Below are 14,889 nucleotides of genomic sequence, written 5' to 3'. Positions count from 1 at the left end.
GTCAGCCCCGCTTCTGGCTAAGAGCAACGGCAAGGATGATGATCGCGCCCTTGGCGATCAGCTGCTGGCTGAACTCCAGTCCCATCAGGATCAGTCCATTGTTGATCATCCCGATCATCAACGCGCCGACGATGGTCCCGATGACCGTGCCCTTGCCGCCAAAGAGGCTTGTCCCGCCAAGGACGGCAGCGGCGATGACCGAAAGCTCATCCCCTTCGCCAAGCTGGAAGCGCCCAGATTGCAGACGGCCTGCATAAAGCATCCCAGCCAAAGCAGCGGCGCAGGAGGACAGGACCAGCACTTTGAACTTGATGCTGCGCGTATCGATGCCGGAATAGCGCGCGGCCATTTCGCCCCCGCCCGTCGCCAGCACCTTGCGACCAAAGCCCGAACGGCGCAGCACGATATGTCCGACGCCCGCGATCACGGCCATCCAGAACATCAGAACGGGGATTGGGCCGACCGCACCTCCCCCGAAGACCCAGGAATACCCGGGCGACAAGATCGGAACGGCAGCCGTATCGGAAATCCACATGGCCACGCCCTTGGCGATACCCATCATCGCAAGTGTCGTCAGAAAGGAGGGTATGCCGATCCGCGTCGTAAGCCAGCCGTTGAACATCCCAACGGCAAGCCCCGTCGCCAAACCGGCAAGAACGCCGCCAACAGGTCCGGCGATGGCGATCGCCATGGCAACCGTCACCGTGGTCAGCCCCGCCACCGCGCCCACCGACAGGTCGATCTCGCCCGCCGAAAGCACGAAGGTCATGGCCACCGCCATCACCGCGATCATCGCGGTCTGCCGCACGATGTTCAGCAGGTTGTTCGGATTCAGGAACCCCTTGTCGTTCAGCGTCAGTGCAAAGACGATGAAGATCACTACGAAGCCGATATAGATGATGTTCTGCCGCCAATTGGCGAAGAATGCCCCGGCCGGGGCGGTTGCTGCCTTAGCCATGGCTGGCCTCCTTGATGGTCAGGGCTTTCTGGATTTCCACCTGAAGGCGGCGCTCGGCCGCTTGCAGGGCATGTTCGGGGTCGTGCTCGTCCGGGTCGTCCAGATCGGCGCGATCCAGCATCTGATGCGCACGGCCATCCGCCATAACGAGGATGCGGTCGCAGGCCGTCAGCAGTTCCGACAGTTCCGAGGAAATGACGATCACCCCCTTGCCTGCCTGGGCCAGTTCCCGCACCAGACGGATGATTTCGGCCTTGGACCCGATATCGATCCCTGCCGTCGGTTCATCGAGGATCAGGATCTCGGGTTCAGTAGCGAGCCATTTTCCGATCACCACCTTCTGCTGGTTTCCCCCCGACAACGTGGACACCGCATGGTCGCGGCTTGCCGTCTTGATCGACAGCCGGGCGATCATGTCCTCGGCGATGTCGCGCACGCGGGAACGGTCCACGAACCCCTTCGGCGCGATGCGCCCGATCACCGACATCACCATGTTTTCGGCAACGCTATGGGCGGGGATGATGCCCTGCGTCGCCCGCGCCTCAGGCACCAGCGCGATTCCGTGAGCCACAGCGTCGGCGGGGCGGCGGATCACCGCTTTCGCGCCCTTGATGCGGATCTCGCCCGAAACGGCGGGTTCGATACCTGCAATGACGCGGGCCAAGGCGGACCGACCAGAACCGAGCAAGCCCGCAAGTCCCAGCACTTCCCCCCGATGCAGCGCGAAGCTGACGTTTTCGGGTTTGTGCGGCCCGGTCACGTTCGCAAGGTCCAGCAGAACCTCGCCCCGCGACACGTCCCCCCGGGCCACATCCGCCAGCCCTTTGGATTTCTTCCCGACGATATGTTCGATCATCACGTCGATGGGCAGATCGGCCAGCGGAGCCGTGATGACATGCCGACCATCCCGCAGGATCGTCGCGCGGTCAGCGATGCGGGCAATTTCGTCCATGCGGTGGCTGACATAGATGATCGCCACGCCCTTTGCCTTCAACTGCCGCAGAAAGACGAACAGCCGTTCCACATCCGACACCGAAAGCGCGGTCGAGGGTTCGTCGAGGATCAGGACCCGCGCATCCTGACTGATCGCCTTGGCAATCTCGGTCAGTTGCTTCTGCCCCGCCCCCAGATCACCGACGAGTGTGGTCGGATCGACCTCGACCTGCAGCATGTCGAAAATCGCCTGCGCCCGGCGGACAGAGTCCGCATCATCAATCATCCCGCGCGCATCCCGCGCCTCGCGCGTCAGGAATATGTTCTGCGCCACGGTCAGCGTCGGGATCAGCGACATTTCCTGAAAGTTCATGGCGATGCCTGCCGCCCGCGCCGCTTCGGGCGAGTGGGCGGCAAGTTTCTGGCCACCAACCTCGATCTCGCCCTCCTCCGGCACGTGAACGCCGTTCAGGACCTTCAGGATGGTGGACTTCCCCGCCCCGTTGCCGCCAAGCAGGGCGTGGACTTCACCGGCAAAGACCTCGAAATCCACACCGTCCAGCGCGCGGATGCCGCCGAAGGATTTGGAAATCCCCGTCATCCGCACGGCAACCGGGGCGGGGGAGGTCATTCCACCCGCTCCCACTTGCCGGTTTCACCCGACCGCAGCAGGGCATCGGCCACCAGTTCCGTCAGCAGACCATCCTCGAAATTCGGGCTGGGTTGCTTGCCGCTGGCAATCGCGGTGAACAGGTCGAAGCATTCGACGATCTTCGTTTCCGAATAGCCGATGCCCAGACCGGGGATCGGCCATAGACCGCCGCCATAGGGATGCGCGGGGCCAGTATAGACCGTGCGGAACCCGCGCGCGTCGGCCGGATCGTCGGCGAACATCACCTGCAATTCGTCGCGGCGTTCGTAGTTGAAGTGGATTGAGCCTTTCGTCCCGTGGATCTCCAGCGTGATAAAGTTGTTCCGACCCCATGCATTGCGCGTGGCCTCCAGGCTGCCGATGGCCCCGTTGCCGAAGCGCAGCATCGACACCACCTCGTCATCCACATCGACCGGCGCACGTTCGGCATCGGCGGATTTCTCCGACGCGCCCAACTTGTCCACGCCACCCTGCTGGATGGGGCGCGTCGTGACATAGGTCTTGGTCATGGCGATCACTTCGGCAATAGGGCCGACAAGGTAATGTGCGAGGTCCACGACATGTGTCCCGATATCCCCCACCGTGCCCGACCCCGCGATCTTCTTCTGAAAGCGCCAGGACAGCGGCCCGTTCTCATCCGCCGACCAGTCCTGAAGGTAGGTGCCACGGAAGTTCAGGATGCGTCCGATGCGGCCTTCCTCGATATATTTCTTGGCCAGCGCCACGGCGGGCGTGCGGCGGTAGTTGAAGGCCACCATGTGGATGATGCCCGCGGCCTTCGCCGCCTCGGTCATCGCGCGGGCCTCTTCGACCGTCCGCGCCAAGGGCTTTTCGCAGATGATGTGCTTGCCCGCCTTCGCCGCCGCAATGGCGATCTCGGCATGGACATTGTTCGGCGTGCAGATATCGACCACATCGATATCGGGCCGCGCCACCACGCTGCGCCAGTCGCTCGACGCCTCGTCGAACCCGAAACGGCGGCGGGCTTCCTCGGCGGCCCCGTCGGTGACATCGACGACGACCTTGCGGTGCGGGATGGCAGGCGCGGGCCAGAAGAACATCGGCATCGAGGCATAGGCCATGGCGTGCGCCTTGCCCATGAACCCGCCGCCGATCATGGCAACGTTCATCACTTTGGTCATCGTCAGTCTCCGGTGCTGTGCGGGACGGGTTGGTGAGAAAGGGCCGGACCTTCACGGGCAGGGAGCAATTCCCCCGTTAAAGGCCCGGCAGGCGCGCGGGGTGATAGGGACACCCCGCGCGGCATCGCTTACTGCATCGAGGCTTTCACGTTTTCGGTCGCCTCGGTCGAATAGACCTGCGTCCACGCGTCGAGCAGGTTGTCTTGCGCCACCGGCAGGGCGGGCAGTGCAACGAAGTCCGGCGCGTCCTTGCCCAGAAGGGCATAGCCGGCCAGCTTCGCCTCGACCACACCGGCGTCATAGGGACGCTGTGCGCCAAGGCCCTTGATGAACCCGCCCTGCGCCATGCTGATGGCAACATTCTCGCCAAGGTCCACGGTCGTGATGATCAGGTCGTCGCGGCCATTGGCCCGCGCCGCCGCCATCACGCCTTCGGCCGGAACGTCCCAGACCGCCCAGATGCCCTTGATGTTCGGGTTGGAGGTCAGCATCGCCCCTGCGGCCTTTTCGGCATCGCCCGAAAAGTCCGGCCCACCGATGCCTTGCTCGGCCACGATGTTGATATTGGGGTAGTCGCTGGCAATCGTCGCCTTGAACGCGTCATAGCGCTGCTTCGTTACGAAGAAATCAGCCGCGTGGAAAACGAGGCCGATATCCCCGCCATCCGGACCAAGTGCCTTGGCCATCAGATGGGCCGCCGCGACGCCGTTGCCATAGTTGTCCGCCGACACGACCGAGACATAGTCGGTGCCCGGAACGAAGCCCGTCGGAACGTTGTCCATGAACACCAGCTTGGTCCCGGCCTCTGCCGCTGCACGATAGGCGGCGGCGGTGGCCGTCGGGTCTGTCGGAATCGACACGATGATGTCTGGCGACTGCGCCATGATGGTTTCCAGATCGCTGACCTGCTTTTCGGGCTTGAAGCCCGCATCGGTCACGGCGATCACCTCGATCCCCATCGCGCCGAACTGCGTCTGCAACCCGTTGATCTGCGCCTGGCTCCAGTCATTGCCGCCGTAATGCATGACGATGGCAGCGGTGGCCCCCATCTCCTTGATCTTGGCCAGTTCCTCATCGCTCAGCACGACATCGGAGGCGGGCGACGGGTCCTCGCCACTCGGTCCTTTCGACAGGACGGTTTCCTGCAACTTGGCAAGCGCCGCGTCCGGATCGGCGAAGGCCGGGGCGGCGATCCCCACAAAAAGCGCAAGCGCGGTCGCCGAGCCCATCAGGCTGCGTCTAGTCAACATATCTTCATCCTCCCAGAGAAGTGTCGGGGCTTCCCCCGTTTGGTGGGCAGGCGGATCAGCCCGCGATTGCCCGGTTCAGGTAGTCCATGCTCAGCCGTGCCCCTTCGGCGGGGTCGGGCCAGGAGTCGAGTTCGGTGCAGACCCAGCCTGCAAAGCCCACATCCCGCATCGCCTGCAGGATCGGCCCTGTCGGCACATCGCCCCGGTCAAGGGGGGTGAAGGCGAAGGGTTCACGCTGGAAGCCCTTGAGGTGGATGTAGGAGATCCGCTTCGCGTGGTCGCGGATCAGTTGCGCCGGGTCGCCCCCAGCGGCGGCCAGATGTGCCGTATCGGGACAGAAATCGATGGCGGTCAGATCGAAGATCTTGGCCACTTCGGCAGGGCCCTCGACGATGGTGGAAAGGTGCGGGTGGTAATGCGCCCGCAGCCCCCGCGCCTCGGCCAGTGCGTTCACGCGATCGAGTGCCGCGCCCAGCTTGTGATAATCCGGCTCCCGTATGCCGTCGAAACGCTTGGCTCCACCGCCGACGACCAGATGCGGCGCACCTAGTTCTGCGGCACGGTCGGCGGCGCGGGTCACGCGGGCCAGTTCCTCGGGCAGGATGTCGTCGAAGATGAAGTTCCCGCCCGCATAGGTGGCGACCAGTTCCAGCCCGTTGTCGGCCAAAAGCTTGCGCATCTCGGCGGCACTGTAGTCCAGCAGGTTGCCATCGAACAGCTCCACCCCCGCATATCCGGCAGCTGCTATGTCGGCACACGCGCAATCCATGTCGCCAAAGGTGCGATAGGCCAGTTGCGTGACCGAGGTGACGCCCACGGCATCCCCGCCAAGGCCGCCCCAGCAATTGGCGTGATAGGCCAGCTTCCACGCTGTCATCGGTGTCCCTCCTCCCACGGAAAGGCTGCTGGGGTTGCCCCCGCCCATCCGGTTTCTGCCAGTCTCCTCTGACCGTGACAGCTTCGTTAAGCACGGATTCGTCATCGGTCAATATTATTTCTGCGCATGATTGCTAACTTCTGCATTTTTGCAGCAAAAGTTTTTTCTTGAACGGCAGAAGTCCCGCCCTTATCCCTTTCGAAACCCATAAGGACGCAGCCTTGCCCCTGAACGGATCTGACCTTTCCGAATCGTCCCGCCCCCGCGGCAAGGGACGACCGCGCACGGTGGAAACCGCTGCGCCTTCGCTGGTCGAACTTCTGAACCTTGTCCGCACGGGTGCCGCAAACACGCGTCAGGAATTGGAACGGCAGAGCGAATTCGGCCGCGCCGTGGTGGCGGATCGGCTGACGATGCTGGGCGATCTGGGACTGGTGGACGAAAGCGAGCTTGGCGCCGCCACGGGGGGGCGCGCCCCGCGTCTGGTGCGCTTTGCCGCGCGACGCGCGGCGATCCTTGTGGCCACGCTCGACCAGACCGCGATCGGTGTGGGTGTGGCTGACCTTTCCGGCAAACTCCTGACCGAACATCACGAAGCCGCCGACCTGACCGCCCCGCCCGCCGAACTGTCCGAACGTCTGACAGCACTTTTCCGCTGGTCGATGGAACGTCATGCGCCACAGGGCAGCATCTGGGGCATCTCCCTCTCCGTCCCCGGTGCCGTGCAGGGCGCGACGGAGGGTGACTTCCTGACCGCCACCCCGCCGGTCCTTCCTGCATGGGAAGGATTCCCGCTGGTCGAAACGCTGTCCCGCGATTTCGGCGTGCCGGTCTGGATGCGGTCGAGCGTCGAGACCATGACGATGGGCGAATTGCACGCAGGCGCGGGCATAGGCGCGCGCAGCATGCTGTTCCTGAAGGTAGGCCGCCGCATCGGAGCGGGCATCGTATGCGACGGCCAGCTCTACCGTGGCGCGCATGGTGCGGCAGGTCTGATCGGATCCCTTCCCGTCAACTCGGGCGGACGGAGCGGCCCCCTCGACACCCTCGCAGGATCGGACATGATCCAGCGCGAGGGTCTTTCCGCTGCGCAGGACGGGCGCAGTCCCATGCTGGCCGACATCCAGCGCCGCGGGGGAGAGATCACGGCCATCGAAGTCTCGCAGGCCGCGCAGATCGGCGATCCTGCTTCGGTTGCGATCCTGACGGAGTCGGGCCACCTGATCGGTCAGGTTGTGGCGACGCTGGCCAATGCGCTGAACCCGGAACTGATTGTGCTGTCGGGCTCCATCGTGCAGACGAATGACATCCTCCTCGCAGCCCTGCGCGAGGCGGTCTATGGCTCTTCGCATCCCTTCGTCACGCGCGACCTGCGGATCATACGTTCGCAGATGGGCAGTTCGGCTGGCTTGGTCGGTGCGGCCCGCGTGGCATCGGAACAGCTTTTCGCGCCGGCGTTCTTGAAGGAATGGGTAATGCAGGGCAGCCCACTCGCCCATCCTGCCTTCACCGCCCTGAAGGATCGGTTTTCGCAAACCGCATCGCCCCCTCCGCCGCCAAGGGCGCGGACCGGACAGGAGCTTCCGAGATGACGATATCCGGCCTCGGCCCGCACGGTGAACGCGCCGCCCCGCCCGAACGGGTCAGCCTGCTGCCAGACGACCGCACCGCTGCCAAGTCTGCCGGGTGGCGCGTTGCTGTGGTTCTGCACACTTTGGAGAGCGACTGGGCCAAGCAGCAACTGGCCGGCATGATGGGCATCTTCGGTGATTGTGGCGCGGCAGTGATCGATGTTGTCGACTGCGCCTTTTCCCCCGAGATGCAGGTGGCCGAACTCGACCGGCTGATCTCTCAACGCCCCGACGCGATCCTTTCGCTGCCCGTGGCGAATGAACAGGTTGCCGCCGCGCATCGTCGCGTCTCCGAGGCGGGCATAACGCTGGTCCTGTTGGACAACGCGCCGACCGGCCTTTTGCCGGGCAAGGACTACACGGCGCTGGTGTCGTCGGACAATTTCGGTCTGGGCAAGATCGCGGCCGCCGGACTTTCTCCCCACATCCCCGACGGTGCGAAAGTTGGCGTCCTCGGCTTCGCCGCCGACTTCTTCGCCACGAACGAGCGCGAGATCGCCTTCAACAAGTGGCTTCAGGTAAACCGCCCCGACATCCTACCGCGCATCCACCGCTTCGCGCGGATCGAGGACGCCGCCACAGCCGCCGATGATCTTCTGTCAGCAAACCCCGATCTGGCGGGGCTATTCGTCGTCTGGGACACGCCAGCCCTTGCCGCCGCGACCCGCCTTGCAGAACGCGGCGCAACGATGGCCATGGCAACCGTGGACCTTGGAGAGGCCGCTGCCATCGCCCTCGCACAAGGCGACTCTTTCTGCTGCATCGCCGCCCAACAACCTTTCCTGCAAGGGATCGCAGCCGCGCAGACCGTGATCCTGTGCCTTCTGGGTCGCCCGGTTCCCGCCTGGATCGCCCTGCCCGGCATTGGTGTCACGCGGGACAACGTCGTGGAAAGCTTCCAGACAATCTGGCGGCAACCGGCCCCGCGCGAAGTGCTTCGCATGATGGGCCTGTCACGCGGCAAATGAAGGCCGGCACGGATGCGATGCGACAGGTTCAGCAGCGGATTTGAATCCGCCAAAGTTCCGTAACGACCGGACATCGACATATCGCCGCGATCGTCCGCTTCGGGCCGCTTTGGATTTTTATGCGCGCTCAAACGACTACATGCTAAAGCCTTGGTTCAGCAAGCCTCCACCGCAACAACCCCCTTGTTCCCGCCCAGCGCCGAAAAGGCCCTCTGCCGACAGGTCAGAACGAGGATCTGCTGATCCTTTGCCGTCCGATGCAGCGCGTCGAACATGGCTTCGATCCTGTCATCATCGGAATGGACCAGCGCGTCGTCGAGGATCACCGGCACCGGCCTGCCCGACGCCGCGAAGAGCCGTGCGAAGGCAAGTCGGGTCAGGATTGCCACCTGCTCGCGCGTGCCTCCGGACAGTATCGCCAGCGGTTCTTCCTGTCCGTTTCGCGTCAGCGTCGCCGGCAACAGGCTTCCGTCATCGATGGTCAGGTGCGCGCCGGGTGACAGGATCGACAAGAGCGGCTGCAACTCACGCAGGACAGGACCGAAATAGGCGTCGCGTGCCTTCGTCCTTGCGTCCTCCAGCGCGCGCTTGAGGCGGGTCAGCGCCCTGACTTCCGCCTCATAGCGCGCTGCGCGGGCCTCGATCTCTGCGCGGGCGCCCGCCAACACGGCCAGACGCTCTTCGATCCCTTCCTCTGCCAAGGCCGAGATGGTTGCGTTCAGGCTGGCCAACTCCTCCCGGGCGCTGGCCTCTTCGCGCGCAGCCTGATCGACAGCCCCCCTTGCCCTCGCGACGCGCGCCTCGACAGTGGCAAGGTCGGGCGCATCGGCCCGCAGAGAGTGCAGCGCCTGCTCTGCTGTCCCACAAGCCGCTATCAATGGGGGAAGGCGTTCGCGCAGGGCCGCGACCTTCGCCTCCAACGCGCCCGCATCCCCTGCCTCGGTCTGAACGGCTTCAAGCAACCGCACGGCCGCGGTGCGACCGGCCTCCGAGGCCGCCCGTGCTTCGCCAGCCTCGATGGCCAGCCGTTGCGCGATCCGGGCAGCCGCGTTCGCAGCCGCCTCGTCCCTTTCTGCCTCCGCGACCTGCTCCTGCAGGATCGGGTGGTCTTCCGCGTCTTCCGATGCGCCTTCGGCTTCGGCTAGGGCGCTCGCCACGGCGGATCGAAGGGGATCAAGCCCATCCGGGGCCAATTCGGCCAGCAGCGCCACCGCCTGCCTGATTTCGGCATCGAGCCGTTGCGCCTCGCTCCAACTTGAACGGGCTTCTGCAACGGACGCGGCCTGCAAATCGCGCAAAAGGTCGGTCAGGGATTTCTCGGCCTGTTTAACGGCCTCCAATCCGTCTGCCGTGCGGCCCGATCCCGGATCGATCCGCAAGGCGCCAAAACCGGGCAGCACGAGATCGGTCACCTTCAGAACGGGCTGCGGCCCGGCCGGCAGAGGTTGGCCTTCGACCGTGGCCTGTGCTGCGCCCTCCGGTCGCGCCTCGATGGTGATGGCCTGCGTTTCGGCTCGCGCGCGGGCCAGGTCCAGCCGCGCCTGCGCCGCCTCGGCCGCCTCGATCTGCTTGGCCGTCACATGAAGACGGGCCCGCTCCATGCGGCCCCTGTCCAGCGCCGCCTGGACCTCGGATGCGCGGTCGAGACGGCGCTTCGTCTCTGTTGCCCGAACCTGCGCGAGTTTCGCAGCATGCGCCCGGCTCGCCCGAGCCAGACGCTCCCGCAGCCCGCCAGTCCGGGCTGCTGCGGCTTCGGCAACCTCTGACGCCGCCCTTTCCTTCGCCACGAGGTCATCAGCACGGCTTCTGGACGCTTGGGCCGCTTCATCCGCACGACAAAGTTGTTCCTCGGCCTGCTTCAGACGCGCGGCCAGAGCCTCCGTCGCGCCAATATCCTGTTGCACGCGTTCGGCATCAAGGCGCGCCAGCCGGAGGGCCGTTTCGGCCTTCTGCACCTCGCCCTGATGCGCGAGGGCCGCCGCCAGCGCAGATTCTGCCTCGGCCTTTGCCTGCTTGCGTGCGGCCGCCTCCGCCGGATCGGACAGACGGGTCAGCAGCCGCTGGACTTCGCCCCGACGTGCCAGATCGCCCGAAAGCTTCTCCGCCCGAGGTCGAAGCAGAGCTTCCTCTTCAGCCAGCGCTGTCGCCTCCTCAATGACGCGCGCCCACTCTCCGCCCGCCTTTGCACGGCCCGTATTCGTGGCCAGCCGAGAAAGCGACTCGGATACCCTGTCCAGCACGGCATCCATCCGGCGCCCGCCTGTCATCATGTCGATTTCGCCCGCGACCGAAGAAAGTAGGTCGCGTCGGGCAACAAGACCGCTTTCCCGCGCGCGCCTTTCCTCTGCCGTGTTTCCTTCCGGTTCCAGTCCCAGCAGACCCTGACGAACCCACAGAAGGCCGGATGGTCCAGCCAATCCACCGCCCATCAGGCGGTCGATCCATGCCTCTGCTTCATCCGCCTGCACGATCAACCGCCCTGCGGAGTCCATGACCTGCGCCTGCGGCTTGGCAAGCCAGCGTTTGGCGATCCGGAACCGACCTTCCGGCAAGTCCACCTCAACCACGACTTCTGGGCTACCGCCGGCATGAGGCTGAAGTGCCTTTATCGCGGCGTTTCTGCTGTTGTGCCGCTCGAAGAACAGCGCATGGAGCGCATCGAAGAACGTCGACTTGCCGAATTCGTTCGGTTCGGACAGCACCGTGATCCCGTCGCCAATCCCGTTCAGTCTTGCGCGCTGTCCGGCAAACCGGCGGACATTGGTCAATTCGATCGAACGCAGCCTCATGCCCGGATCCCTTGAGTCAGTGCGTAAAGCATGGACAGCGCAGCCGACGCCGTGTTCCGGTCGGATTGCGGCAAGGTTGCATCTTCCGCCTCGGCCATGAGCGCCTCGGCCGCCTGACGCAGCGCCCCGGCTCGGTCGATCTGGTCCAAATCTTCGGGGATCGCCTCGACGGCCAATCCCGAAAGATCGGCCGAAAACCACCCGAAGTCGGGCGCACGACCATTCAGCTCCGCCTCGAGTGCTGCGCGCGCCGCAAGCGGCAGGCGTCCGGTCACCGTGACCCGGACAAGGTGATCGCGCGCCCTTGTGGAGGGCAGAGCGGAAACCAGTCGCGCCGCTGCATCGTCACCGGGCAGCAGGTCCAGCGAGGCGCGCTTCCAGCGAAAATGGCCGACCTCGACGGGAACGACCTGCGGCGGTCCTCCGGCCAGCCTCACGAGGAGTGCCGATCCCGGGACATCGTGCTTGAACCCATCTGGTTCGGGTGTTCCGGAATACCATGTCGCGGCGCCGACGGACATCTGTCCGTGCCAGTCTCCCAAGGCGAGGTAGTCCAGACCCGACCGCGCCGCCCGGTCCGGCGGAATGATCCCGAGCGTGCCTTCCTCGCCCGAAAAATCGGTGATCGCGCCATGCGCAAGCCCGATGCGGCGCGAGCCATCCGGTGTCGGCGCCGAAAGGGCCTCGGTCAGATCGCGCCCCGGTCGGCGCTGCGTGCAGGGCGCGGGTAAAAGCCAGTGGCCTTTGACCAGTTCGAACGGCTCGGCCGAAGTTATCGCCCGCAGGTTCGGTGGCGCATCCAGCGCGATCCGACGCCACAGTTCCGATGCCGCCAGACTGTCATGATTTCCCGGCAGCAGCACCCATGTAAGATCGCTTTCCTCCCCCATGGCGCGCAAAGCCTGCCTTAGCGTCTCCGGCGCAGGGGTTTCGGCGTCAAAGGTGTCGCCAGCCAGCAAAACGAGATTGGCTCCTCCGGCCCGTGCAGCCGCCGCCAGCCGCCCGATCGCCCCGTGGCGCGCTTCACGAAGACGATTGCGGATACCCTCCGGATAGCCGCCGAAGGCGCGGCCCAGATGAAGGTCAGAGGAATGGAGAAATGAGAGAACCGTCATTGATCTATACCTTTCGGCGCCTCTGCGCCCGTGTTTACCGTCGCCGCGACGCTTGTCTGCGGCAACCCCAATCTCACGCGATTCGGCAGGTCGGATCATCCTTCCAGCGCAGCCACACAGTCGGCCGCATCTGGGATGGCGAAAGGAAGGTGCGGGCAGAAAAGATCGGCACTCTTCCAGAGGTGTTGAAGAGGTTCCAATCAGCCTCCAACGCAAGTTCGTCATGCCCACCCGCCCAGAGGCCGGGTGTCTCGGCAGAATAGAACTCATCCCCATCCTCAATTATCCTTGCGTTGCGATCCCAGCCACGAAAGATCGCGCGCGCTTCGTCATCCACTTGCGGAAGAAGGGGACGGTCAAGCGGCAGATCCGACCGTTCCACCAGCCGTTCCAAGGCGTGCCCGCAGAAATTGACCGCGCTCAGTCGAAACGCGAGGGTCGATCCGATCATGCCGACCTCGCTGCGCAGATAGATCAGCCCGGTCTCGTGGAAGAGGTGCTCCCCCTCGACCTGCGCTATGACCTCCCGACGCGCACGCGTCACGAAGGTCAATGCCTTGCCATCCTTCGTCAAAGCCACGCGGCAGACGCCAGGCCGGTCCTTGATCCGCGCGGCCAGCCGCTCCAGTCCCTTCCGGTTGGGCCGAAGCCCCGCTGCCATCTGGAAAAGCAAGGGCATATCAGGTGTAGCCTTCTCAGAATCGGAAAGCGCCTGCCGGGCAAGTCCGCGCTTCAAGGACAGGCGCAAACTGGGCGAGGCGGCGAAGGTGGCGTGGTTCATATGCATCTCGGACCTCCGGTCTTGCGTCTTGCGCGGGGTGAACGTGGTAAAGGAATCGTCAACATCCGCAGATTGCGCGATAAGGGTGGCAAATCCTGTCACGTGGTTCGGAGTGCCCGCATGTCGTTCCAAAAGGCCGCAGATCTTCTTCGCCTCGCCGAAATGGCGACCGCCCGCTATTCGGGCGTCAACCTGACCGATATCGAGGAAACTTTCTCAGTCGACCGCCGCACGGCGCAGCGTATGACGAAGGCGCTGGAAGAGATGTTCCCCCACTGCACCACGCAGGTCGATGACGAGAGGCGCAAGTTCTGGAAGCTGCGCGCAGATGACGCGCGCCTGATGCTGGCTCAGGGTATCCGCGACAGCGAACTCGCCGCGATAGAACTGTCGATCCGGCGCGCTGAACGCGACGGAGCCGTGACCGAGGTGCGCGCCTTGTCCGGCCTGCGCGACCGACTTCTCGCCGCCATGCCCGGCCCCCATGCCCGCCGGGCCGAAGCCGATGCCGAAGCAGTGCTAGAGGCGCACGGCTTCGCCTCGCGCCCCGGCCCGCAGGTTCGGGTGACGGCGGATCTCATGGGGGTGATCGGCGCAGCCCTCAAAGGGCCGTTCGCGATGACCGTCGTCTATGCGGGCGGCCGCGATCCGGACCGCGAAAGGCGGCTGGAACCGCACGGCCTCTTGCTCGGCACACGCCGATACCTCGTCGCCCGTGAGGCAGGCGGTGACGGACGGCTACAGCATTACCGCCTCGACCGCATCCGTTCCGCGCGGCTTGAACCCGACAGCTTTTCCCGCGATCCGGACTTCGATCTCACGACGCACGCTTCGCGTGCTTTCGGCAGCTTCCACGCCGATAATGAATATGGCGAGGTCGTCTGGCGCTTCCGCCCCGCCGCCGCCGCCACCGCACAAGAATTCCTGTTCCATCCGACGCAGCAGATGAACGTGGAAGAGGACGGCAGCCTCACCGTCCGTTTTTCAGCCTCAGGCCACCTCGAAATGGCATGGCATCTCTACATGTGGGGTGACGCGGTAGAGGTCATTGCCCCCGATGCTTTGCGCATAATGGTCGAGAACCACCGCCGTGGTGACTTTCCGGCAATGCCCTAGACTTGACACTTGATCCCGAACGGAAAGTGCTGAGAGGTGCCTGTTTGTCCCAATTGCTGTGACTTGGAACTATAGGTCGGCGTCAACAACCTTACGAACGCCGTCGATAGTGACAAGATTTGTCACTCTTCGCGGTTAGTTTTCTCGTCATTGATGATTCAGTCCTGCGAAACGAAGTTTCGTTGCAACGGTCAAAGCTTGGCCACTGTCAGAAAACGAAAGGTGTCGGATTTGCTCGAACTGAAAGCTGCGGCGCAACACCTTGACCCACTCTGCCGGAGTAACCAATACTATCAGTCGAAGGATTTTTCTGCCGAGCGGTTTGGAAAGTTAACCTTGGAAAACAATAACTCAGACATACAAGCAACTCGGAATGCCGCTCGGATCAGCTCCAATCTTACCTTAGCTGACAACAGCACTTCTCCCGTGCAACGCTGATGGTCCCGGCGACGCCCCAAGTTAGTCGAAATACGAAGAGTATAGTGGATGTCAGTCGTTCAAAGGACCGTTGAGGCATTTCCCCGAGGCAGGACGACAGAAGAGATCGTCGTTCTTCTGGATGCCGCGTTCGATGATGCGAAGCGCAGAGCAATCCTCGCGGAGCTTCAAACCCTCGCACAATCGGGCGTGATCCGACTTGAGCGAAATGGACGCTGGAAACCTGCCTCGCCGCCAAG

General features: G+C 64.1%; 11 protein-coding genes. 3 read left to right on the top strand and 8 right to left on the bottom strand.

Annotation, left to right across the window (positions count from 1 at the left end; all coding sequences use genetic code 11):
• Nucleotide 1: 1 nt before the first annotated feature.
• From QF092_RS17520 to QF092_RS17500, 5 genes are all read right to left on the bottom strand, one after another.
• Nucleotides 2-958 carry an ABC transporter permease gene (locus tag QF092_RS17520; protein ID WP_281465968.1) on the bottom strand — a complete coding sequence of 319 codons (957 nt, stop codon included), beginning with the start codon at nt 956-958 and terminating at the stop codon, nt 2-4.
• The gene (locus QF092_RS17515) at nt 951-2,522 is read right to left on the bottom strand and encodes a sugar ABC transporter ATP-binding protein (RefSeq protein WP_281465966.1); all 1,572 of its coding nucleotides are present in this window, start codon (nt 2,520-2,522) and stop codon (nt 951-953) included. The genes QF092_RS17520 and QF092_RS17515 overlap by 8 nt, the downstream gene beginning before the upstream one ends.
• Nucleotides 2,519-3,685 (bottom strand): levoglucosan dehydrogenase, encoded by a 1,167-nt coding sequence (locus QF092_RS17510; protein ID WP_281465964.1) that lies wholly within the window; start codon nt 3,683-3,685, stop codon nt 2,519-2,521. Before QF092_RS17510 ends, QF092_RS17515 begins: the two co-directional genes overlap by 4 nt.
• A 128-nt stretch (nt 3,686-3,813) precedes the next feature.
• A complete protein-coding gene (locus tag QF092_RS17505) occupies nt 3,814-4,914 on the bottom strand; it encodes a substrate-binding domain-containing protein (protein WP_281465962.1) in 1,101 nt (366 codons plus the stop codon).
• 76 nt (nt 4,915-4,990) lie between these two features.
• The gene (locus QF092_RS17500) at nt 4,991-5,812 is read right to left on the bottom strand and encodes a sugar phosphate isomerase/epimerase family protein (RefSeq protein WP_281465960.1); all 822 of its coding nucleotides are present in this window, start codon (nt 5,810-5,812) and stop codon (nt 4,991-4,993) included.
• A 167-nt stretch (nt 5,813-5,979) separates the two neighbouring features.
• Between QF092_RS17500 and QF092_RS17495 the strand changes: the two genes are divergently transcribed.
• Together QF092_RS17495 and QF092_RS17490 are read left to right on the top strand one after the other, a co-directional pair.
• Entirely contained in the window at nt 5,980-7,404 is a 1,425-nt protein-coding gene (locus tag QF092_RS17495) for an ROK family protein (RefSeq protein WP_281465958.1), read from the top strand.
• On the top strand, nt 7,401-8,411 hold the full coding sequence (locus QF092_RS17490; RefSeq protein ID WP_281465956.1) for a substrate-binding domain-containing protein: 1,011 nt from the start codon (nt 7,401-7,403) through the stop codon (nt 8,409-8,411). The genes QF092_RS17495 and QF092_RS17490 overlap by 4 nt, the downstream gene beginning before the upstream one ends.
• A 155-nt stretch (nt 8,412-8,566) precedes the next feature.
• Here the strand turns inward: QF092_RS17490 and QF092_RS17485 are convergent, their stop codons facing one another.
• The 3 genes from QF092_RS17485 to QF092_RS17475 all read right to left on the bottom strand — a co-directional run bounded on the left by QF092_RS17485 (nt 8,567) and on the right by QF092_RS17475 (nt 13,198).
• On the bottom strand, nt 8,567-11,200 hold the full coding sequence (locus QF092_RS17485) for an AAA family ATPase (protein WP_281465954.1): 2,634 nt from the start codon (nt 11,198-11,200) through the stop codon (nt 8,567-8,569).
• Nucleotides 11,197-12,315, bottom strand: a complete 1,119-nt coding sequence (locus tag QF092_RS17480) for a metallophosphoesterase family protein (RefSeq protein ID WP_281465952.1) — start codon at nt 12,313-12,315, stop codon at nt 11,197-11,199. Before QF092_RS17480 ends, QF092_RS17485 begins: the two co-directional genes overlap by 4 nt.
• A 73-nt stretch (nt 12,316-12,388) precedes the next feature.
• Complete coding sequence (locus QF092_RS17475) at nt 12,389-13,198, bottom strand: hypothetical protein (protein ID WP_281465951.1); 810 nt, start codon at nt 13,196-13,198, stop codon at nt 12,389-12,391.
• Between the two features lie 18 nt (nt 13,199-13,216).
• Between QF092_RS17475 and QF092_RS17470 the strand changes: the two genes are divergently transcribed.
• Complete coding sequence (locus QF092_RS17470) at nt 13,217-14,212, top strand: helix-turn-helix transcriptional regulator (RefSeq protein WP_281465949.1); 996 nt, start codon at nt 13,217-13,219, stop codon at nt 14,210-14,212.
• Nucleotides 14,213-14,889: the final 677 nt, after the last annotated feature.

The organism is Fuscovulum ytuae, assembly GCF_029953595.1.
Lineage (GTDB): Bacteria > Pseudomonadota > Alphaproteobacteria > Rhodobacterales > Rhodobacteraceae > Paragemmobacter > Paragemmobacter ytuae.
This window is presented reverse-complemented; position numbering and strand designations above follow the sequence as displayed.